11 protein-coding genes are annotated in these 22,167 nt (G+C 71.8%); 6 read left to right on the forward strand and 5 right to left on the reverse strand.

Translation table 11 applies throughout. The features are described from left to right. The first annotated feature begins 86 nt into the window (after nt 1–86). Nucleotides 87–3,830 (forward strand): GH92 family glycosyl hydrolase, encoded by a 3,744-nt coding sequence (locus ACFYU0_RS19425; RefSeq protein ID WP_389302667.1) that lies wholly within the window; start codon nt 87–89, stop codon nt 3,828–3,830. Nucleotides 3,831–3,896: 66 nt separating this feature from the next. On the opposite strand, the gene ACFYU0_RS19430 is transcribed toward ACFYU0_RS19425, so the two are convergent. Beyond that, on the reverse strand, nt 3,897–7,163 hold the full coding sequence (locus tag ACFYU0_RS19430) for a GH92 family glycosyl hydrolase (RefSeq protein ID WP_389302670.1): 3,267 nt from the start codon (nt 7,161–7,163) through the stop codon (nt 3,897–3,899). Between the two features lie 343 nt (nt 7,164–7,506). Continuing rightward, nucleotides 7,507–8,601, reverse strand: a complete 1,095-nt coding sequence (locus ACFYU0_RS19435; protein WP_389302673.1) for a lytic polysaccharide monooxygenase — start codon at nt 8,599–8,601, stop codon at nt 7,507–7,509. 355 nt (nt 8,602–8,956) lie between these two features. On the opposite strand from ACFYU0_RS19435, the gene ACFYU0_RS19440 reads away from it, so the two are divergent. Then, nucleotides 8,957–11,605 carry a SpoIIE family protein phosphatase gene (locus ACFYU0_RS19440; protein ID WP_389302676.1) on the forward strand — a complete coding sequence of 883 codons (2,649 nt, stop codon included), beginning with the start codon at nt 8,957–8,959 and terminating at the stop codon, nt 11,603–11,605. A 111-nt stretch (nt 11,606–11,716) separates the two neighbouring features. On the opposite strand, the gene ACFYU0_RS19445 is transcribed toward ACFYU0_RS19440, so the two are convergent. Beyond that, entirely contained in the window at nt 11,717–14,512 is a 2,796-nt protein-coding gene (locus ACFYU0_RS19445) for an aconitate hydratase (RefSeq protein WP_389302678.1), read from the reverse strand. Between the two features lie 343 nt (nt 14,513–14,855). Between ACFYU0_RS19445 and ACFYU0_RS19450 the strand changes: the two genes are divergently transcribed. Beyond that, complete coding sequence (locus tag ACFYU0_RS19450; protein WP_351666738.1) at nt 14,856–15,047, forward strand: DUF4236 domain-containing protein; 192 nt, start codon at nt 14,856–14,858, stop codon at nt 15,045–15,047. 64 nt (nt 15,048–15,111) lie between these two features. Beyond that, a complete protein-coding gene (locus ACFYU0_RS19455) occupies nt 15,112–16,641 on the forward strand; it encodes a UDP-N-acetylglucosamine 1-carboxyvinyltransferase (RefSeq protein ID WP_351666736.1) in 1,530 nt (509 codons plus the stop codon). Between the two features lie 127 nt (nt 16,642–16,768). Here ACFYU0_RS19455 and ACFYU0_RS19460 read toward each other — a convergent pair whose 3' ends face one another. Continuing rightward, nucleotides 16,769–17,557 (reverse strand): YqjF family protein, encoded by a 789-nt coding sequence (locus ACFYU0_RS19460; protein WP_389302682.1) that lies wholly within the window; start codon nt 17,555–17,557, stop codon nt 16,769–16,771. 256 nt (nt 17,558–17,813) lie between these two features. Here ACFYU0_RS19460 and ACFYU0_RS19465 point away from each other — a divergent pair, with 256 nt between their 5' ends. Then, nucleotides 17,814–20,135 carry a PAS domain S-box protein gene (locus tag ACFYU0_RS19465; protein WP_351666732.1) on the forward strand — a complete coding sequence of 774 codons (2,322 nt, stop codon included), beginning with the start codon at nt 17,814–17,816 and terminating at the stop codon, nt 20,133–20,135. Between the two features lie 140 nt (nt 20,136–20,275). Further along, a complete protein-coding gene (locus tag ACFYU0_RS19470) occupies nt 20,276–20,563 on the forward strand; it encodes a metal-sensitive transcriptional regulator (protein ID WP_351666730.1) in 288 nt (95 codons plus the stop codon). Between the two features lie 114 nt (nt 20,564–20,677). Here ACFYU0_RS19470 and ACFYU0_RS19475 read toward each other — a convergent pair whose 3' ends face one another. After that, nucleotides 20,678–22,165: a glycoside hydrolase family 3 protein gene (locus ACFYU0_RS19475; protein ID WP_351666728.1), complete on the reverse strand. Its 1,488-nt coding sequence runs from the start codon at nt 22,163–22,165 to the stop codon at nt 20,678–20,680. Nucleotides 22,166–22,167: the final 2 nt, after the last annotated feature.

Consider the following 22,167-nt stretch of genomic DNA (forward strand, 5'->3'; position numbering starts at 1 on the left):
AGTGAGCGCAGGAGGGGAAGCTGTAGATGCAGCGCAGAAGTCGACTCAGAAACGGTCCGGCGGTCGTGCTCACGGCCGCCTTTGTCATGGCCGTCGGAACCCAGGGCGCGGCGGTGGCCCTGCCGGCGAAGCCGCCGGCCGCCGACCGGGAGTTCGCATCCTCGTTCGAGGCGGGCGATCCGGCGCCGGACTGGCTGAACACGGTGGACACGGCGGCGGACGGGGGCAAGCGCGCCTCGGGCGTGGACGGCGGCTACAGCACCGGCATCCCGGGCAACGTCGACGACCATGTCACCGAGGTCCGGGCCAGCGACGAGAACGCGGGCGCCGGCGAGGTGAAGGAGAACCTCGTCGACGGCGAGCCGGGCACCAAGTGGCTGGCCTTCAAGCCCACCGGCTGGGTGGAGTTCGACCTGGACAAGCCGGTCAAGCTGGTGACGTATGCGCTCACTTCGGCCAACGACTACGCCGAGCGCGACCCGAAGGACTGGACGCTCCAGGGCTCGGCGGACGGCAAGGACTGGAAGACGCTCGACACCCGCTCGGGTGAGAGCTTCAAGGAGCGGTTCCAGACCAAGTCGTACGATCTGGCCGAGCCCGCCGAGTACCAGCACTTCCGGCTCGACGTGACCGCGAACAACGGCGCCTCGGGCATCCTGCAGCTCGCCGACGTGCAGTTCTCCACCGGCGGCGGGGACACCACGGTGCCCCACGACATGCTGTCCCTGGTCGACAAGGGGCCGATCGGCTCGCCCACGGCCAAGGCCGGCGCCGGGTTCACCGGAAAGCGTGCCCTGCGCTACGCCGGACGGCACACGGCGGACGGGCGGGCGTACTCGTACAACAAGGTCTTCGACGTGAACGTGCGGGTCGGCGGCGACACGCAGCTGTCCTACCGCGTCTTCCCGTCCATGGCCGACGGCGACCGCGACTACGACGCCACCAACGTCTCGGTCGACCTGGCCTTCACGGACGGCACCTACCTCAGCGGCCTGGGCGCCACCGACCAGCACGGTTTCGCGCTGACACCGCGCGGCCAGGGCGCGTCCAAGGCGCTCTACGTCAACCAGTGGAACAACGTGGCCTCCCGGATCGGCTCGGTGGCGGCCGGCAAGACGGTGGACCGGATACTGGTGGCGTACGACTCGCCGGACGGCCCGGCGAAGTTCCGCGGCTGGATAGACGACGTCGCCCTGAAGCCGGTGGCGCCCGAGAAGCCGAAGGCGCACCTGTCGGACTACGCGCTGACCACCCGCGGCACCAACTCCAGCGGCAGCTTCTCGCGCGGCAACAACTTCCCGGCGACGGCCGTCCCGCACGGCTTCAACTTCTGGACGCCGGTCACCAACGCGTCTTCACTGAGCTGGCTCTACGAGTACGCACATGCGAACAACGGCGACAACCTGCCGACGATCCAGGCGTTCAGCGCGAGCCACGAACCGAGCCCCTGGATGGGCGACCGGCAGACCTTCCAGGTCATGCCGTCGGCCGCCGCCGGCACCCCGGACACCGGCCGCGAGGCGCGCGAGCTGGCCTTCCGGCACGAGAACGAGACCGCCCGGCCGTACTACTACGGCGTCCGGTTCGAGAACGGGCTGAAGGCGGAGATAACCCCGACCGACCACGCGGCCGCGCTGCGCTTCACCTACCCGGGTGACGACGCGAGCGTGGTGTTCGACAACGTGACCGAGCAGGCGGGCCTGACCCTGGACAAGGAGCACGGCGTCGTCACCGGCTACTCGGACGTGAAGTCGGGACTGTCGACGGGCGCGACCCGGCTGTTCGTGTACGGACGGTTCGACAAGCCGGTGACCGGCGGCGACTCCAGCGGGGTGAAGGGCTTTCTGCGTTTCGCCGCGGGTTCCGACCACACGGTCACCCTGCGGCTGGCGACCTCGCTGATCAGCGTGGACCAGGCGAAGGACAACCTGGCGCAGGAGATCCCGGACGGCACGTCCTTCCAGACCGTCAAGACGCGGGCCCAGCAGGCCTGGGACAGGATCCTCGGCAAGGTCGAGGTGGAGGGCGCGACCCCGGACCAGCTGACCACGCTGTACTCCAGCATGTACCGGCTGTACCTGTACCCGAACTCGGGCTTCGAGAAGGTCGGCGGCAAGGACCAGTACGCGTCGCCCTTCTCCCCCATGCCCGGCCCCGACTCGCCGACCCACACCGGCGCGAAGATCGTCGACGGCAAGGTGTACGTCAACAACGGCTTCTGGGACACGTACCGGACCACCTGGCCGGCTTACTCGTTCCTGACCCCGTCGCAGGCGGGCGAGATGGTCGACGGGTTCGTGCAGCAGTACAAGGACGGTGGCTGGACCTCCCGCTGGTCCTCCCCCGGCTACGCCGACCTGATGACCGGCACCTCCTCGGACGTCGCGTTCGCCGACGCGTACGTCAAGGGCGTGAAGTTCGACGCGAAGGCGGCCTACGACGCGGCGGTCAAGAACGCCACCGTCGTGCCCCCGTCCTCGGGCGTGGGACGCAAGGGCATGAGCACCTCGCCGTTCCTCGGCTACACCAGCACCGACACCCACGAGGGCCTGTCGTGGGCGATGGAGGGATACGTCAACGACTACGGCATCGCCAAGATGGGCGAGGCCCTCTACAAGAAGACGGGCGAGAAGCGCTACAAGGAGGAGTCCCGGTACTTCCTCAACCGCGCCCGGGACTACGTGAACCTCTTCGACGCCAAGGCGGGCTTCTTCCAGGGCCGTGACGCCAAGGGCGGCCGGCGCGTGGACTCCTCGAAGTACGACCCGCGCGTGTGGGGCTACGACTACACGGAGACCAACGGCTGGGGCTACGCCTTCACCGCCCCGCAGGACAGCCGGGGCCTGGCCAACCTGTACGGCGGCCGGCAGGGCCTCGCCGACAAGCTCGACGAGTACTTCGCCACGCCCGAGACGGCCTCCCCGGACTTCGTCGGCTCCTACGGCGGCGTCATCCACGAGATGACCGAGGCCCGGGACGTCCGGATGGGCATGTACGGCCACTCCAACCAGGTCGCGCACCACGTCATCTACATGTACGACGCGGCGGGCGAACCGTGGAAGGCGCAGGAGCACGTGCGCGAGGCGCTGTCCCGGCTCTACACGGGCAGCGAGATCGGCCAGGGCTACCACGGCGACGAGGACAACGGCGAGCAGTCGGCCTGGTACCTGTTCTCCTCGCTCGGCTTCTACCCGCTGGTCATGGGCGGCGGCGAGTACGCCATCGGCTCCCCGCTGTTCAAGAAGGCGACCGTGCACCTGGAGAACGGCCGCGACCTGGTGATCAAGGCGCCGCGCAACAGCGCGAAGAACGTGTACGTGCAGGGTGTGAAGGTCAACGGCAGCCCCTGGACGTCCACTTCGCTCCCCCACTCGCTGCTGTCCAAGGGCGGCCAGATCGAGTTCTTCATGGGGTCCAAGCCCTCGACCTGGGGCACGGGCGCGAAGGCGGCCCCGGTCTCCATCACCCAGGACGACAAGGTGCCGGCCCCGCGCGCGGACGTGCTGAAGGGCGACGGCGCCCTGTTCGACGACACGTCGGCGACGAGCGCGACGGTCACCGCGGTGGACCTGCCCGCCGCGGACGGCGCCAGGCCGGTGCAGTACACGCTGACCTCGGCGGCGGACCACACGAAGGCGCCGGCCGGCTGGACCCTGCAGGGGTCCGCGGACGGCACGACCTGGAAGACGCTGGACCACCGCTCCGGCGAATCGTTCCGTTGGGACCGGCAGACCAGGGCGTTCACCATCGCCGCCCCGGGCGCCTACGCGAAGTACCGCCTGGTGCTCGACGGTGAGGCGACGCTGGCGGAGGTGGAGCTGCTGGGCTGACCGGCGCACGAGGGAGGGGGCGGACCCGGCCGGGTCCGCCCCCTCTCGCGTGTGCCGTGCCGGTGGTCAGCCGGTGGCGAGGGCGAAGACGTGCACGTCGGTGTCGTGCGGGAGGGTCACGCTGCGGACGGCCTTGCCGTCCGGGGCCGTGACGGGCTTCGTGGCGAAGACGTAGGTCGCCACCGGGTCCTTGTCGGCGCCCGCGACGTTGCGGTACGCCGCCTTCGCGACGACCTCGTTGCCGTAGGCCACGGTGCCGCCCCCGCCGCCGACGGTCCAGTCGGTGAGGGCCAGGTCGACGGTGCCGGTGGTGCCGTCGGTGTAGGTGACGGTGGCCTTGGTCTGCTGGTTGCCGTTGACGGCGCTGCCTACGAAGGACAACCGGGCAGCGGGTTTAGTGAGTTCGACGGTCTGGCCGGCGGCCGAGGCGTTGTCCGGGCGGCCGGCGGGCGAGCTGGGCCAGGTGAAGGAGAGGCCGTCCACCGTCCCGTGGCCGCCCGGGGTGAGACCGGCCGCGGCGAGGGCCTGGCGGGAGTAGCTCCAGCCGCCGCCGTCGTAGTCGGCCTCGTCGTGGTCGCCCGCGTCGTCCGAGACGCCGGTGTTGTCGTAGGCGGCCAGCAGGGTGCCCGGAGCGGCCACGGTCAGGGAGACCGGCTGGTCGTAGGAGGTGTCGCCGGAGGTCACCGTGACCTTGACGTCGTAGAAGCCCTGGGTGGCGTCCTCGGCCGCCGCCAGGGTGATCCGCTGGGCGCCGTCGGTGACGGCGCCCTCGGCGGGCGTGGCCGTGACGCCGGCCGGGGCCTGGACCCGGAAGCGCACCTCGGGTCCGGTGCCGCCGCTCAGCGCCAGCGCCCGGATGCCGATGCCCGTGCTGTCGCCCGGCGCGACGGTGGCGGTGGTGGGGCCGACGCCGATCTGGTACGGCTGCTCGCCGTCCCGGAAGGACGGCGGCGGCGAGGACGCGCCCCAGGCGCGGTCCGGGGTGGTGGACAGGGTGTAGTCCAGCCGGCCGCCGTCGCGGACGAAGGAGGCGGGCAGCCAGGGCCGGTCGCTGCGCCGGCCGTCGACCTTCAGGGACCGGACGTACGGGGCGTCGGCCGCGGCGCCGGTGGCCCGCACGGAGATGTCGTTGCCGTGTGGGCGGTCTATCTCCACCCGCTCGAACAGCGGTGAGGCGAGGACGAGTTCGGCGCGGGAGGGCACCTGCGGGTACATGCCGAGCGCGGAGAAGACGTACCACGACGACATGGCGCCGAGATCGTCGTTGCCGGGAATGCCGCCGGGCCCGGTCGACCAGAGCTGCCGCATCGCGGCGCGAACGGTCTCCTGCGCCTTGTACGGGGCCCCGGCGTAGTCGTACAGGTAGGGCACGTTGACGGAGGGCTCGTTGTCCAGCTCGGACTTGGCGCCGCCCTTGCCGGTCAGGGCCCAGCCGCCGTCGGCGTCGTGGAAGAAGGCGTCGAGCCGTTCGAGGGCCTTGCCGGTGCCGCCCATCGCGGCGAACAGCCCGGCCGGGTTGTGCTGGACCATCCAGGTGTACTGGGCCGCCGAGCCCTCCACGAAGCCGTTGCCCGTGTCGGGGGTGAAGCCGGTGACCCAGCTGCCGTCGGCCTTGCGGTTGGCGATGTAGCCTCCGTCCTCGCCGGCCGCGAGGTTGAAGTTGTTCTGCCACCACTGGGCCCGGCGGGCGAAGGTCCTCGCGGTGGTGCTGTCCCCCGCCGCGGAGGCCAGTTGGGCGAGGGAGAAGTCGGCGGTGGACATCTCCAGGGTCTCGGCGGCGCCGCCCCAGGCGTTGGAGACGCTCGGCATGTAGTGCAGCTTCAGGTACTTGTCGAGCGAGGGGCGCTGGCCCACCGACAGCACCGGCTTGCCGGCCGCCGACAGGTCCTGCGCGGTGGGCACGGTCGCCGCCCTCACCAGTGACTTCAGGGCGCCCTTGAGATCGAAGCCGGTGCCGCCGAAGGCGCGGATGCCGGCCAGCGCGGTCGGCGCGGGGTCGCCGTTCATGACGTGGGTGCCGCTCGCGCCGTGCAGCCAGCGGTCCCAGACGCCGCCGTTCTGCCGGGCCAGTTCGTACAGGGACTGGGCGATGTCGGAGCCCGTGTCCGGGTCGAGCAGGGTCAGCAGCTGCACCTGGTCGCGGTAGACGTCCCAGCCGGAGAAGGTGCCGTACTGGGCGCGGTGGCCGCGGCCGGTGCGGTGCACCTCGCCGTCCGCGCCCCGGTAGCGGCGGTCGGCGTCGCTGATGACGTTGGGGTGCAGCAGGGAGTGGTAGAGGGCGGTGTAGAAGGTGGTGCGCTCGGCGTCCGTGCCGCCGCCGACCCGGACGGCGGCGAGCCGGTCGCGCCAGGCGCGGCGTGCCGCGTCCGCGACCGCGTCGAAGGACCGCCTCGGGGGGTTCTCCGCCTCGAGGTTGGCGGCGGCGGCCGCCTGGCTGACGTAGGAGATGCCGACCTTGACGTTCACCGGTCCGGTGCCGGGCGCGAACTCGACGTACCCGCCGGCGCCCTTGCCCGCGACCGGCCGGCCGCCGTGCGAGAAGCCGCCGGTGCCGCCGCCGCCCTCGGTGGAGCCGGGCCGCAGCTCGTCGTCCCGCCAGGTGCCGGTGGCCTTGAAGGCGCGGTCGAAGCGGGCGGTGAAGTACAGGGTGTAGTAGGAGCGCTGCCCCTCCGGGTCGAGGTAGCCGCAGAAGTCGCCGGAGGTGACGGAGCCGGAGACGGTGCGGGTCGCGGGGTCGATGGCGACCGACGAGTCCTCCGAGCCCAGCTCGGAGTTGGCGGTGCGCACGAGGAGCGAGGCGGGCTTGTCCGCGGGGTAGGTGAAGCGGGCCGAGCCGGTGCGGGCGGTCGCCGTGAGGTCGGCGGTGACGCCGGAGGCGAGGCCCACCCTGTAGTGCCCGGGCTCGGCGTGTTCGTCGGAGTGCCGGAAGTCCGAGGCGTACACGGCGTCCTTGGTGTCGCTCGCCGGGGACGAGGCGACCTCGCCCGCGTACGGGAAGAACGGGATGTCGCCGCTGCCGCCCGCGCAGCCGGTGCCGGACATGTGGGTCAGGCTGAAGCCCCGGACGCGGGTGGCGTCGTACTGGTAGCCGCCGGGCGCGGCGGTGCGGGTGGCGTCACCTCTGGTGTTCTCAGGGCTCCAGGAGAGCATGCCGAACGGCACCACGGCGCCCGGGAAGACGTTGCCGCCGTTCCTGGTGCCGATGAGCGGATCGACGTAGGGGGTCGGGTCCTTGACGAGTTCGGGTGGTGCTGCGGTCGCCGCGAGGGCGGGGGTGGCCCCACCGGTCGCGAGGACCGCGGCCAGCAGCAGGGACGTGGAACGGAAACGCATGACGCGGCCCTTCCTCGGAATGGACGGGTCGCGCACCACAGGTCGCACAAGCCGCAGGGACAGTAACGCGGGCCACCGGTAACACGGAAGACCGCGTGCGCCGACGCGGGCACGCGCCGGCGTCACCCGGCCGGGCTACCCCAAGTGGGTTGACATCGTTGTCCGTTGACGCGGTAGAGTCATGTACGGACCATACGACAACGTTGTCGCGCTCCACTCGGTCGCGGCCGGCCCACGGGTCCGGCCACCACAAGCCAGCACCACCCGGGCAGGGACCGAACCCCCCTCACCTGCCCGGCTCGCGGACCCGGTGCGTCACCTCACCGGGTCCGCCCAGAGCGGCTCAACCGACCTGACAGGGAAGGGCGGTGGAGTCCTCGGCGCCGGAGCCCCGGACCACGTAGCCGAACGTGGCGCTCCGGCCCGGACTCAGGGAGCCGTTCCAGCCGGCGTTGTGCACCATGACGTCCTGACCCGTGTAGGTGGCGTCGCCGTTCCAGAGGCTGTCGACCGACTGCCCGGCGGGCAGGGTCCAGTCGACCATCCAGCCGAGCATCGGCACGGTGCCGCTGTTGGTCACCGTCACCTCGGACTGGTGTCCGCCGGACCAGGTGCCGGTGGTCCGGCGGGTGGCGGTGCAGGCGCCGGGCGCGGGCGCGCCGGGGCCGCCCGGGTCGTGGACGCCGGTGACCTCCCCGTCGCCGCCGTCGAAGACGACGTCGGAGCAGGAGTAGAAGGTCTCGGCGCTGTCCGAGCGCTGCCACACCATGTAGACGACGTGCCGGCCGGTCTTGCCCGAGGGCAGCCTGCCGGACCAGGAGTAGTCGGCGTCGACCGTGCCGGGGGTGCCGTTCAGCGGCGGGTGGTCGACGGTGAGGAACGGCTGGTCCTCCAGGTCGGACCAGGTGAGCGGCTCGGCCGGGTCGTAGCCGTCCTTGGTGACGTAGACGAAGAACCAGCCCGGGTGGGCGGCCCAGGCGTTGTAGGAGAAGTCGACCGTGGCGCCGGCGGTCAGATGGGTCACCGGCCAGTCGTCGCGGGCCAGGTCGAATCCGGTGAAGTCGGGGTTGCCGCCGCTGCAGAGCCGCCCGTCCGGCACGAAGCCGCGGGTGCGGCCGGCGCCGTCCGAGCGGAGCACGGAGAACCAGTTGTAGAAGGGCGTCGTGCCGCCGGCCTGCTGGGCCGCCTTGCAGGCCGGGTTCACGGGCTTGATCTCACCGGCGTCGGTGAGCGCGTCCCGCCAGCACAGGAAGGTGCGACTGCCCGGCTTCATGGGGGTGCCGTGGGCCGCTGCCGGGATGCCGGCGGCGAGCATCAGGCCGAGGGCGGGGAGGGTGGTCAGCAGGGCCAGGAGGACCAGGAGCAGGCCACCGCCGCGGGTGGCACGCGGTAATCGGGGACGCCTCGCGAGGCCGGGGGGCCTGTTTGTCGTAGGCATGACACACATACCTCCTTGCTGCGTCCGCGGTCGTCACGGACGGACGGGTACGGGAGGGGCGGACGGGGTGGGAGCGGACCCGGCCCGGCCCGGACGGGTTCCGGTCCGTCGGGGACGGCCCTTAGGTGGGAGCGCTCCCACCCCTGGTTGGTGAAATTAGCGCGCACAGCACCCGCTGTAAACGCCTGCCGCCACACCTGTGACACGGCACTGGTGGAAGGCATGGGACCCGCGAGCCTGGAGAGGCGGGGGCGTCCACGGCTCGGGACGGACGTAGCCATCGCCAATCACCCAGTGCTAGAAATGTCGCATGTCGGACCAATTCGACCGATTCAGGCGCTTGTCTTGGCGCTCGATGGTCGGCAAGAGCCCACGCAGTGTCGCCGGACAGGTCTTTCTCCTGCAGGTCGCCCTCGTGGTCCTCCTCGTGGTCTGCGCCGTCATCGCCCTCGTGCTTCAGTCGGAGCGGGACACCACCACGGAGGCCAAGCGCCGGTCCATAGCCGTCGCGCAGACCTTCGCGCACTCGCCCGGCGTCCAGCAGGCGCTGGACAGCCCCGACCCCACGAAGGTCCTCCAGCCGCTCACCGAGGCGGGCCGCAGGACCGCGGGCGTCGACTTCATCGTGGTCATGGACACCAAGGGCATCCGCTACACCCATCCGATACCGAGCCGGATCGGCAAGCGGTTCGTGGGCCGGATAGGCCCCTCCCTGGCCGGCCGGGTCTACACCGAGAGCGTGCACGGCCCGCTGGGCCACGAGGTGCAGGCGACCGTGCCCGTCCGCGACGCCGACGGCAAGGTGACCGCCCTGGTCTCCGCCGGGCTCAAGGTCAAGAACGTCACCAGCGAGGTCGACCGGCAGCTCCCGATCATCCTGGCCGCCGGGGCCGGCGCGCTCATGCTGTCGACCGGCGGGACGGCCCTGGTGGGCCGGCGGCTGCGGCGGCAGACCCACAGCCTGGCCCCGGACGAGATGAGGCGCATGTACGAGCACCACGACACGGTGCTCCACTCGGTGCGCGAGGGTGTGCTGATCGTCGGCCCCGACGGGCGGCTGCTGCTGGCCAACGACGAGGCCAGACGGCTGCTGGAGCTGCCGCCGCAGGCCGAGGGACGCAATGTCCGCGAGCTGTCGCACCTCGAGCCCGAGACGGTGGAACTGCTCGGCTCGGGGCGCGAGGCCAGCGACGAGGTGCACTTCGCCGGCGGGCGGCTGCTGGTCGTCAACCAGCGGCCCACCGACGGCGCGGGCGCGTGCGGCGGGACCGTGGTGACGCTGCGCGACTCCACCGAGCTGCAGGCGGTGTCCGGCAGGGCCGAGGTCACCCGGGAACGGCTGGAGCTGCTCTACGACGCCGGCCTGGGCATCGGCACCAGCCTGGACGTGGTGCGCACCGCCGACGAGCTGGCCGCGGTCGCCGTCCCCCGCTTCGCGGACTTCGTGACCGTGGATCTGGCCGACAACGTCCTGCACGGGGAGGAGCCCGCCCCCACCGCGACGGACATCCGGCGGGTCGCCGTGAACGGCATCCGGGACGACCACCCGCTCTACGAGAAGGGCCGCCTGATCGACTTCCTGCCCTCCACCCCGCAGGCGCGCGGCTACCACGCCGGCCGCTCCGAGCTGGTGCCCAACCTGGCGGGCGCCCCGGGCTGGCAGGCCCAGGACCCGTCCCGGACCGAGCGGATACTGGAGTACGGCATCCACTCGCTCATCGCCGCCCCGATCCAGGCGCGCGGTGTCGTCCTGGGCATGGCCAACTTCTACCGCTCCAAGCAGGAGCCCTTCGACGAGGAGGAGCTGTCGCTGGCGGACGAGCTGGTGGCCCGGGCGGCGGTCAGCATCGACAACGCCCGCCGGTACACCCGCGAGCACGCCCTCGCGGTCACCCTGCAGCGCAGTCTGCTGCCCCGGGCGCTGCCCGAGCAGAGCGCCCTCGACGTCGCCTACCGCTACCTGCCGGCGCAGTCCGGCGTGAGCGGGGACTGGTTCGACGTGATCCCGCTGCCCGGAGGCCGGGTGGCGCTGGCCGTGGGCGACGTGGTCGGGCACGGCCTGCACGCGGCGGCGACCATGGGCCGGCTGCGCACCGCGGTGCACAACTTCTCCACGCTCGACCTGCCGCCGGACGAGCTGCTCAGCCACCTGGACGACCTGGTCGGCCGCATCGACCAGGACGAGGCCCGTGCGGAGGCGGCGGCGGAGATCGTCGGCGCCACCTGTCTGTACGCGATCTACGACCCGGTGACCCGGCGCTGCACGATGGCGCGGGCCGGGCACCTGGCGCCCGCGCTGGTCTACCCCGACGGCAGCGTCACCTTCCCCGACGTGCCGGCCGGGCCGCCGCTGGGCCTGGGCGGCATGCCGTTCCGCACGGCCGAGCTGGAGCTGCCCGAGGGCAGCCAGCTCGTGCTCTACACCGACGGCCTCATCGAGGACCGCAGGCGCGACCTGGACGTGAGCATGGAGCTGCTGCGCCTGGCGCTGTCCGGCCATCCCGACCGGTCGCCGGAGGAGGGCTGCCAGGCGGTGCTGGACGAGCTGCTGCCCGAGCGCCCCAAGGACGACGTGGCCCTGCTGATCGCGCGCACCCGGGCGCTGCCGCCGGAGAACGTCGCCGACTGGGACGTGCCGCGCGACCCGGCCGCCGTGTCGGGGATGCGCGGTGCGGTGTCCGCCAAGCTGGCGGAGTGGGGCCTGTCGGAGCTGGGCTTCGGCATGGAACTGGTGCTGAGCGAGCTGATCACCAACGCCATCCGCTACGGCTCGGACCCGGTCCATGTGCGGCTGATCCGGGACCGTGTGCTGATCTGCGAGGTGGCCGACGGCAGCAGCACCTCGCCGCACCTGCGGTACGCCGCGACGACCGACGAGGGCGGCCGGGGCCTGTTCCTGGTCTCCCAGATGACCGAGCGCTGGGGCACCCGGTACACGCCGCAGGGCAAGGTGATCTGGGCGGAGGTGGCGCTGCCGGACCTCTCGGCCCTCCTCGGGGAGTGAGCCCGCTCCTCGGGGAGTGAGCCCGCTCCTCGGGAAGGGAGCCGCGGACGGCACGAGGGCCGCACCCCCGGTGCCGGGGGTGCGGCCCTCGTCCGCGCTGTGCCGTGCCGCTTACTTGCGGATCAGGCTGCGCAGCACGTACTGCATGATGCCGCCGTTGCGGTAGTAGTCGGCCTCACCGGGGGTGTCGATGCGGACGACCGCGTCGAACTCCACGCCCGTGTCGGTGGTGACCTTCACGGTGCGCGGGGTGGTGCCGTTGTTGAGCTCCTCGACGCCGGTGAAGGAGAAGGTCTCCTCGCCGGTCAGGCCGAGGGACTCGGCGGACTGGCCCTCGGGGAACTGCAGCGGCAGGACGCCCATGCCGATCAGGTTCGAGCGGTGGATGCGCTCGTAGGACTCGGCGATGACGGCCTTGACGCCGAGCAGCGCGGTGCCCTTGGCGGCCCAGTCGCGGGACGAGCCGGAGCCGTACTCCTTGCCGGCCAGGACGACCAGCGGGATGCCCTGCTCGATGTAGTTGCGCGAGGCGTCGTAGATGAACGACACCGGCGCGTCGGCCTGGGTGAAGTCGCGGGTGTAGCCGCCCTCGGTGCCCGGCGCGATCTGGTTGCGCAGGCGGATGTTGGCGAAGGTGCCGCGGATCATGACCTCGTGGTTGCCTCGGCGGGAGCCGTAGGAGTTGAAGTCACGACGCTCCACACCGTGCTCGGTGAGGTACTGGCCGGCCGGGGTGTCGGCCTTGATGGCGCCGGCCGGGGAGATGTGGTCGGTGGTGACCGAGTCGCCCAGCTTGGCGAGCACGCGGGCGCCGGCGATGTCCGCGACCGGGGCCGGCTCCATGCCCATGCCCTCGAAGTACGGGGGCTTGCGGACGTAGGTGGACTCGGCGTCCCACTCGAAGGTGTTGCCGGTCGGGACCGGGAGGGACTGCCACTGGGCGTCGCCGGCGAAGACGTCGCTGTAGGACTTGGCGAACATGTCCTCGCCGATGGCGTTGGCGACGACGTCGTTGACCTCGGCCTCGGAGGGCCAGATGTCCTTCAGGAAGACCGGGTTGCCGTCGGTGTCGGTGCCCAGCGCCTCACGGGTGATGTCCACCTTCATGGACCCGGCGAGGGCGTACGCGACGACCAGCGGCGGGGACGCCAGGTAGTTCATCTTGACGTCGGGGTTGATACGGCCCTCGAAGTTCCGGTTGCCGGAGAGGACCGAGGTGACGGCGAGGTCGTGGTCGTTGACGGCCTTGGAGACCTCCTCCGGCAGCGGGCCGGAGTTGCCGATGCAGGTGGTGCAGCCGTAGCCGACCAGGTTGAAGCCGACCTTGTCGAGGTAGGGGGTCAGGCCCGCCTTCTCGAAGTAGTCGGTGACGACCTTGGAGCCCGGGGCGAGGGTGGTCTTGACCCACGGCTTGCGGGTCAGGCCCTTCTCGACGGCCTTCTTGGCCACCAGGGCGGCGGCGACCATGACGTACGGGTTGGAGGTGTTGGTGCAGGAGGTGATGGCCGCGACCGTCACCGCACCGTGGTCCAGCTCGTAGGTGGTGCCGTCGGGGGCGGTCACCTGAACCGGGTCGGACGGGACGGAACCGGTGCCCTGGCCGTGCTGCGGGGCGCCGGCGCCGTTCTCCTCGTGGCCGTAGGCCGGGGCGTCGGAGGCCGGGAAGGACTCGGCGCCCGCCTCGTCGACCACGGAGGCGGCGGCGGCCGGCGTCTGGGCGGCGGGGGCCTCGACGTAGTTGAGGACGTCCTTGGCGAACTGCTGGGCGGCCTCGGCGAGGACGATGCGGTCCTGCGGGCGCTTCGGGCCGGCGATGGACGGCACGACGGTGGACAGGTCCAGCTCGAGCTTCTCGGAGAAGTCCGGCTCGGCCTTCGGGTCCAGCCAGAGGCCCTGCTCCTTGGCGTACGCCTCGACGAGCGCGACCTGCTGGGCGTCGCGGCCGGTCAGACGCAGGTAGTTCAGGGTCTCGTCGTCGATCGGGAAGATCGCGGCGGTGGAGCCGAACTCGGGCGACATGTTGCCGATGGTGGCGCGGTTGGCGAGGCTCGTGGCGGCCACGCCCTCGCCGTAGAACTCGACGAACTTGCCGACCACGCCGTGCTTGCGCAGCATCTCGGTGATGGTGAGCACGAGGTCGGTGGCGGTGGTGCCGGCCTGCAGCTCACCGGTGAGCTTGAAGCCGACGACGCGCGGGATGAGCATGGAGACCGGCTGGCCGAGCATGGCGGCCTCGGCCTCGATGCCGCCGACGCCCCAGCCGAGGACGCCGAGGCCGTTGACCATGGTGGTGTGCGAGTCGGTGCCGACCAGGGTGTCGGGGTACGCCTGGCCGCCCCGGACCATGACCGTGCGGGCCAGGTGCTCGATGTTCACCTGGTGGACGATGCCGGTGCCCGGCGGGACGACCTTGAACTCGTCGAAGGCGGTCTGGCCCCAGCGCAGGAACTGGTAGCGCTCCTTGTTGCGGCCGTACTCCAGCTCGACGTTCTGCTTGAAGGCGTCGTTCGTGCCGAACTTGTCGGCGATGACGGAGTGGTCGATGACCAGCTCGGCCGGCGCCAGCGGGTTGATCTTCGCCGGGTCGCCGCCCAGCTCCTTCACGGCCTCGCGCATGGTCGCGAGGTCCACGACGCAGGGGACGCCGGTGAAGTCCTGCATGATCACGCGAGCCGGCGTGAACTGGATCTCCTGGGACGGCTGGGCCTGGGAGTCCCAGCCGCCGAGGGCGCGGATGTGGTCGGCGGTGATGTTCGCGCCGTCCTCCGTGCGGAGCAGGTTCTCCAGCAGGACCTTGAGGCTGTACGGCAGGCGAGCGGAGCCCTCCACCTTGTCCAGCCGGAAGATCTCGTACGACTCGTCGCCCACCTGCAGCGTGCTGCGGGCGTCGAAGCTGTTCGCCGACACGACAGTCTCCTTCATTGATGTGCGCGTACCACCGTCAATCGTGCCGCCACGCCGGCTTGGACGATTCAGTAAGGTCAGGCTAAGTTAGGCAAGCCTTACTGAGATGGCGGCTACGGTGCGCCTCGGCAGATATCTCGATGTCGAGATAACTCTAGTACATGGGGGCCGACTGGTCATGTCCGGCCGGGCCCGGTCCCCGCCGTTTTCCGGTGGCGTCCGCCACAGCGGAGCCGGCCGCGCGGGCGGTGGGGGCGCCGCCCCGCGACCGCCCGCCATCTCTCCGCGGTTACGGGGTATCCGGGTTGAGCGCCACCCAGCCCGGAAACCACCGAAGGAGGCACCGATGCCGCTCACTTTCCGCAAGAGCTTCCGGATCCTGCCCGGGGTGCGGTTGAACATCAACCGGCATTCCTGGTCCATCACCACCGGCGGCAAGAACGGCCCGCGGCACACCCACAGCAGCACCGGACGACGTACGACATCGATGGATCTGCCCGGACCTTTCGGATGGCGCCGTACGACCAAGGGGCACTGACGGGGCATCACCCGAACGGACCCCCTGAGAGGCGCCATCTCATATCTGAGATAACCTCAGCCTCATGGCAGACGACTACCTCGTACGCATCGGCAAGCTCATCCGTGACGCCCGGCAACACCGCGGCTGGACACAGGCGCAGCTCGCGGAGGCGCTCGGTACCAGCCAGAGCGCCGTCAATCGCATCGAGCGCGGGAACCAGAACATCAGCCTTGAGATGATCGCCCGTATCGGTGAAGCCCTGGACAGCGAGATCGTGTCGCTGGGCTACGCGGGCCCGATGCATCTGCGCGTGGTCGGCGGCCGCCGGCTGTCCGGCGCCATCGACGTCAAGACCAGCAAGAACGCCTGCGTGGCACTGCTGTGCGCCTCACTGCTCAACAAGGGGCGCACAGTGCTGCGCCGGGTGGCCCGGATCGAGGAGGTGTACCGCCTGCTCGAGGTGCTCAACTCCATCGGGGTGCGCACCCGCTGGATCAACGACGGCGTCGACCTGGAACTCGTCCAGCCGGCCGAGCTGGAGATGGCGGCGATCGACGCCGAGGCAGCCGTCCGCACCCGCTCCATCATCATGTTCCTCGGCCCGCTGCTGCACCGCATGGACAGCTTCAAGCTGCCGTACGCCGGCGGCTGCGACCTCGGCACCCGGACCATCGAGCCGCACATGATCGCGCTGCGCCGGTTCGGCCTGGACGTCGCGGCCACCGAGGGCCAGTACCACGCGCAGGTCGACCGCGCCGTCAGCCCCGACCGCCCGATCGTCCTGACCGAGCGCGGCGACACGGTGACCGAGAACGCGCTGCTCGCCGCCGCCCGGCACGACGGCGTGACGGTCATCCGCAACGCCTCCTCCAACTACATGGTCCAGGACCTGTGCTTCTTCCTGGAGGCGCTGGGCGTGCGGGTCGAGGGCATCGGCACCACCACGCTGACCGTGCACGGCGTGCCCAACATCGACGCCGACGTGGACTACTCCCCCTCCGAGGACCCGGTCGAGGCGATGAGCCTGCTGGCCGCGGCCGTGGTGACGGAGTCCGAGCTGACGGTGCGCCGGGTGCCGATCGAGTTCCTGGAGATCGAGCTGGCGGTCCTGGAGGAGATGGGCCTCGACCACGACCGGTCGCCCGAGTACTTCGCGGACAACGGCCGCACCCGCCTGGTCGACCTCACCGTCCGCCCCTCCAAGCTCGAAGCCCCGATCGACAAGATCCACCCGATGCCCTTCCCGGGCCTGAACATCGACAACGTCCCCTTCTTCGCGGCGATCGCGGCGGTGGCCTCCGGCCAGACCCTGATCCACGACTGGGTCTACGACAACCGCGCGATCTACCTGACCGACCTCAACCGCCTCGGCGGCCGCCTGCAGTTGCTCGACCCGCACCGCGTCCTGGTCGAGGGCCCGACCCGCTGGCGCGCCGCCGAGATGATGTGCCCGCCGGCCCTGCGCCCCGCGGTCGTCGTCCTGCTGGCGATGATGGCCGCCGAGGGCACCTCGGTCCTGCGCAACGTGTACGTCATCAACCGGGGTTACGAGGACCTGGCGGAGCGGCTGAACTCGATCGGGGCGCAGATCGAGATCTTCCGGGACATCTGACCGGACCACGCCGTCGCCCCGTCCGGCCCGCGGTGGCGCGGGCCGGAAGGGCGGGCGGCGACGACCGCGGTCATGGGTTGGCGGCCCCCGGCTTGCAAGTCGGCGCCTCGGGTGACCCGGCACCGGGTCAGCGCGTCGGCGCGAGCCGCGCGGGCGGGCCGAAGCGGACCGGCACCCCCGGGGCGTACAGCACGCTGACCGGGTCGCCCGCCGGCGGGGTGAGCCCGGCCGCCGCGACCGCCGAGGCGTCCCAGCCGAGCAGGGCGCACCGCCGGAACGTCCACGCCGGATGGGTGTTGGGCAGGTAGTAGGTGCACCCCAGCACGCTCTCGTGCAGACCCCAGCGGTAGGTCAGGAACTCGTCCAGCGGCCCCGGCGGCACGGGCTCGCGGGTGACGTCGACCCAGACGTGGGCGTCGGTGCGGCGGCCGCCGCGTCCGCGCGTGCGGTACAGCAGCCGCTCCCCGTACCAGCGGCGAGACGTGCGCGACCAGCGGTACGGCAGTCCGAAGGCCGCCCGCGCGACGAGGACGGGCAGCAGCCGGTCGCAGTCCAGCGAGCGGAACACCACCCCTCGCCGCCCGAGTGCGTCCCTGCTGTACAGGCGCACGTTGACCTCGGTGAACGTGCCGAGGCGGGGCACCGGGGGCAGATGCCCGAAGGCGAGGTCCCGCATGCGGAAGAAGACGAGGCCCACATAGGTGCGGCCGTGGAGGAGGTCGGGGGTCGTGCCGGGCGGCAGCAGCCGCGCGACCTCGAACGGATCGGCCTCCCAGTGGAGGAGGACGACGTCCTGCCACCACTGGCGGAACAGCACCCGGTGCACCGGGCGGGCCGGGACGGCGGTGAGTGCCTCCGGGTGCCCGCCGTGCGGCACCGGCCCGCGCCCGCCGGAACGCTCTCCTTGGATGTCCACGCCACCTCCTGGCGGCCGTACCGCTCATCGGGAACCGTTTCCCGAACTTTTCCGGCCAGGACCGGCGATAGGTTGCAGATGAGGCGCACCGAATTTTTCCGGCAGTCATGATCGGGTGGACAGGCGCGGAGTGATCAGCTTGTCCACCGGGGGCGACAGGTTCGGGCGCTGTGGCGTCACTAAGCGACATGTCGTCGTGCCGCGGCGCGGAGTCCACTGGAATGGCCCGTCTCATGTCGAGCCTGGGGGGCGATCGATGACGACGAGCGACCTGACCGCGGCGCGGCCACCGGACTCCGCCGGCGCGGTGCCGCCGCAGCCGTGCCGGTGCGCGGCGCCCGACCGGACGGCGGCGCCGGGGGCCGCCGAGGAGAAGTTCCGGGGGCTGCTGGAGGCGGCGCCGGACGCGATGGTCATCGTGGACGACAAGGGCAGGATCCGCCTCGTCAACGCCCAGACCGAAGCCCTCTTCGGCTACCGCCGCGAGGAACTCCTCGGCCACCCCGTCGAACTCCTCGTCCCCGGCCGCTTCCACCGCCACCACACCGAACACCGCGACGCCTACACCCACAACCAGCAGGTCCGCCCCATGGGCGCCGGACTCGACCTCTACGGACTGCGCAAGGACGGCACCGAGTTCCCCGTCGAGATCAGCCTCAGCCCGCTCGAGACCGCCGACGGCCTCCTCGTCTCCGCCGCCGTACGCGACGTCAGCGAACGCAAGGCCGCCGAGGAGCGGTTCCGGGGGCTGCTGGAGGCGGCGCCGGACGCGATGGTGATCGTGGACGACAAGGGCAGGATCCGCCTCGTCAACGCCCAGACCGAAGCGCTCTTCGGCTACCGCCGCGAGGAACTCCTCGGCCACCCCGTCGAACTCCTCGTCCCCGGCCGCTTCCACCGCCACCACACCGAACACCGCGACGCCTACACCCACAACCAGCAGGTCCGCCCCATGGGCGCCGGACTCGACCTCTACGGACTGCGCAAGGACGGCACCGAGTTCCCCGTCGAGATCAGCCTCAGCCCGCTCGAGACCGCCGACGGCCTCCTCGTCTCCGCCGCCGTACGCGACGTCAGCGAACGCAAGGCCGCCGAGGAGCGCATCACCGAACTCGCCGCGCTGGTCGAGTCCTCGCAGGACGCCATCCTCGCCAAGACCCTCGACGGCCACATCACGTACTGGAACGCGGCGGCCCAGCGGCTGTACGGGTTCACGGCGGACGAGGTGCTGGGGCGTCACGTGTCCCTGCTGGCGCCGCCCGAACGCGGGGACGAGATCACCGCGCTCCTGAAGCGGCTGCGCCGGGGCGAGAAGGTCGAGCACTTCGAGACGCTGCGGGTCACCCGCTCCGGGGACCTGCTGGACGTGGACGTCACCCTGTGGCCGACGCGGGGCCGCAACGGCAGGGTCGTCGGGGCGTGCGCGATCGTCCGGGACATCAGCGACCGCAAGCGTGCCGAGGCCGAGCTGACGGAACTGTACGAGCAGCAGCGGCACATCGCGCTCACGCTGCAGCGCAGCCTGATGGGCACGCCGCCCGCCATCCCGGGCCTCGCCACCGCCAGCCGCTACCGTCCGGCGACGCAGGGCGCGGGCGTGGGCGGCGACTGGTTCGACCTGATCCCGCTGGGCGCCGGCCGGGTGGGAGTGCTGATCGGCGACGTCATGGGGCGCGGTCTGGAGGCCGCCGCCGTCATGGGGCAACTGCGCTCCGCCGCGCACGCGCTGGCCAAGACCGGGGTGCAGCCGCGGCAGCTCATGCAGACGCTGGAGAGCGTCGTCGCCGACCTCGACGTACCGGACCAGCTGGTGACCTGCTGCTATCTGGTGATCGCCGCCGACACGGGCGAGGTGACGATGTGCTCCGCCGGTCACCTGCCGGTTCTCGTCACCGCGCCGGGCCGGAGCGCCGAGGTGCTCCCGGCGCCCGTGAACGCCCCCCTCGGGGTCGGCGGTGTGATCTACGAGCAGCGCCGCACCACGGTCGCGCCCGGCGCCACGCTCGTGCTGTACACGGACGGTCTGATCGAGATGCCGGGGACCGACATCGAGGACCAGCTCACCGAGCTGATCGCCACGCTGGACAAGCTGCCGGACACGCCGCCCGACCTGGAGGCCGCCGCCGACCACGTGCTGTCCACGCTGCTCCCCGACGCGGACGGGCACGACGACGTCACGCTGCTGCTCACCCAGCTTCCCGCGGCTCCGCTGGCCACGCTCGCGACGGACCTGCCCGCAGCCGCCGAGTCGGTCCGGACCGGCCGCGACTTCCTGGGCAAGGCGCTCGTCGCCTGGGACTGCGCGCACGTGGCGGACGACGCCCTCCTGCTGCTCTCCGAGATCCTCACCAACGCCGTGCAGCACGCCGAGGGACCGATCGGGGTGCGCGCGTGCCGCACGGACACCTCCCTGACCGTGGAGATCGGCGACCGCAGCCTGCATCTGCCCCAGCCCAGGAGCGCGACGGAGGACGACGAGTCAGGCCGCGGCCTGCTGCTGGTGCGCGCCCTCGCCGGCGACTGGGGCGTGCGTCCCACCGACGACGGCAAGACGACCTGGTTCAGCCTCGAGCTGTGAGGCCCGGCTCCGGGTCCGACTCCGGGTCCGGCGACGCGCCGGGATGACGGGAGCGGTCGCCGGCGTTGTGCTCGTCGGTGGTCGACGGTGTCCCGAACCGGGACGTACAGTACCCCTAGGGGTATTTTTTAGGAGTGATCGTGGAACTGGATCTCGCGGGTGCGGAACTGAAGTCCGTCCTGAACCGTCTGCGCCGCGCGCAGGGCCAGATCTCGGGCGTGATCCGGATGATCGAGGAGGGCCGGGACTGCGAGGAGGTCGTCACGCAGCTGGCCGCCGCGTCCCGGGCGCTGGACCGGGCGGGTTTCGCGATCATCGCCACCGGGCTGCAGCAGTGCATCACGGACATGGAGGCGGGCCGCAAGGACGGCGAGGACCCCGGGCAGATGCGGACGCGGCTGGAGAAGCTCTTCCTCTCGCTGGCCTGAGCGGCCCGCCGCCGGCGCGGGGGGCGCCGGACGACTCGCGGTCGTGACGAAGAGAGTCGAAGAGGCCGGCGCCGGGCCCGGTGCGGGGCCCGGCGCCGGCCGTGGCGCGGCCGCTCAGCCCGCGACGACGGCCTCCGCCGCCGCGATCCCGCATACCCGGGCGGCGCCGTGGGTGGCGATGTGCGCGGCGCCGCGGGGCGGGGCCTGCGGGACGCCCATCTCGACCACGACGGTGTCCGGGCGGGCGGCGAGCAGGGCGTCCAGGGCGGAGCCCATCCAGCCGTGCCGGTGCTCGTCGCGGACCACGGCGACGACCCGCCGGCCGGCCGCCGCCGCGAGGGCCTCGCGGCCCGCCTCGGGTCCGGTGAACGAGCCGGCCGCGCTGCCCGGCAGCAGCCGCGTCAGCTCGGCGGCCACGCCCCACGGCGTCTCGTCGCCGACGGCGATGTTCGGCGCCGGGTCGAACCGGGCGACGTACACCGGTTCCGTGACCGGCGCGGCGGCGGCGCCGCGGGTCACGGTCAGCGCGCGGCGGGCCGCGGCCAGGCCGATCTCAGGTTCGGGCTCGACGGTCCCGGCGTCCGCGCGGGACGCGGCCGTCCAGCGCGCCAGCTCCCGCACCCGCGAGGCCGCTTCGGCCAGCCGCTCCTCCGGCAGCTCGCCGGAGCGCACCGCGGACACGAGGGCGTCCCTGAGACTCAGCACGGTGGCCTCGTCGCACAGGCCGCCGCCGACGCAGATGGCGTCCGCGCCCGCCGCGATGGCGAGGACCACGCCGTGCTCCAGGCCGTAGGTCGCGGAGATGGCGCGCATCTCCATGCCGTCCGTGACGATCAGGCCCCGGTAGCCGAGTTCGCCGCGCAGCAGGTCGGTGAGGACGCGGCGGGAGAGGGTGCCGGGGCGGTCCGGGTCGAGGGCCGGGACCAGGATGTGCGCGCTCATCACGGCCCGGCTGCCGGCCGCGATCGCGGCGCGGAACGGGGGCAGTTCACGCGCGTACAGCGTCTCGGCGTCCACGTCGATGCGCGGCACCGCGAGGTGGGAGTCGACGTTGGTGTCGCCGTGCCCGGGGAAGTGCTTGGTGCACGCGGCGACACCGGTGGACTGCAGGCCCTCGACCCAGGCGGCGGTGTGCCGGGCGACCAGTTCGGTGTCCGCGCCGAAGGCGCGCACCCCGATGACCGGGTTCTCGGGGTCGGCGTTGACGTCGGCGGACGGCGCCCAGTCGAAGTTGACGCCGCAGGCGGCCAGGCGCCGGCCCAGCTCGCGCGCCACGCCCCGGGTGAGGCCGGGGTCGTCGACGGCGCCGAGCGCGTGGTTGCCGGGGAAGGACGATCCGGTGCGCACGTCGAGGCGGGTGACGTCCCCGCTCTCCTCGTCGATGGCCACCAGCAGGTCGTCCCGCTCCGCGCGCAGTTGCGCGGTCAGCGCGGTGACCTGCTCCTCGGAGACGACGTTGCGGCCGAACAGGGCGACGGAGGCGAGGCCTTCGCCGAGCCGGCGGCGCACCCAGTCCGGGGCGGTGGTGCCGTCGAACCCCGGCTGAAGCACCGCGAGCGCGTCCCGGGTGAGGGTGTCCGGCCCAGTGGCGAGTGTTGTCATCG

Source organism: Streptomyces sp. NPDC003720 (assembly GCF_042875075.1).
GTDB lineage: Bacteria > Actinomycetota > Actinomycetes > Streptomycetales > Streptomycetaceae > Streptomyces.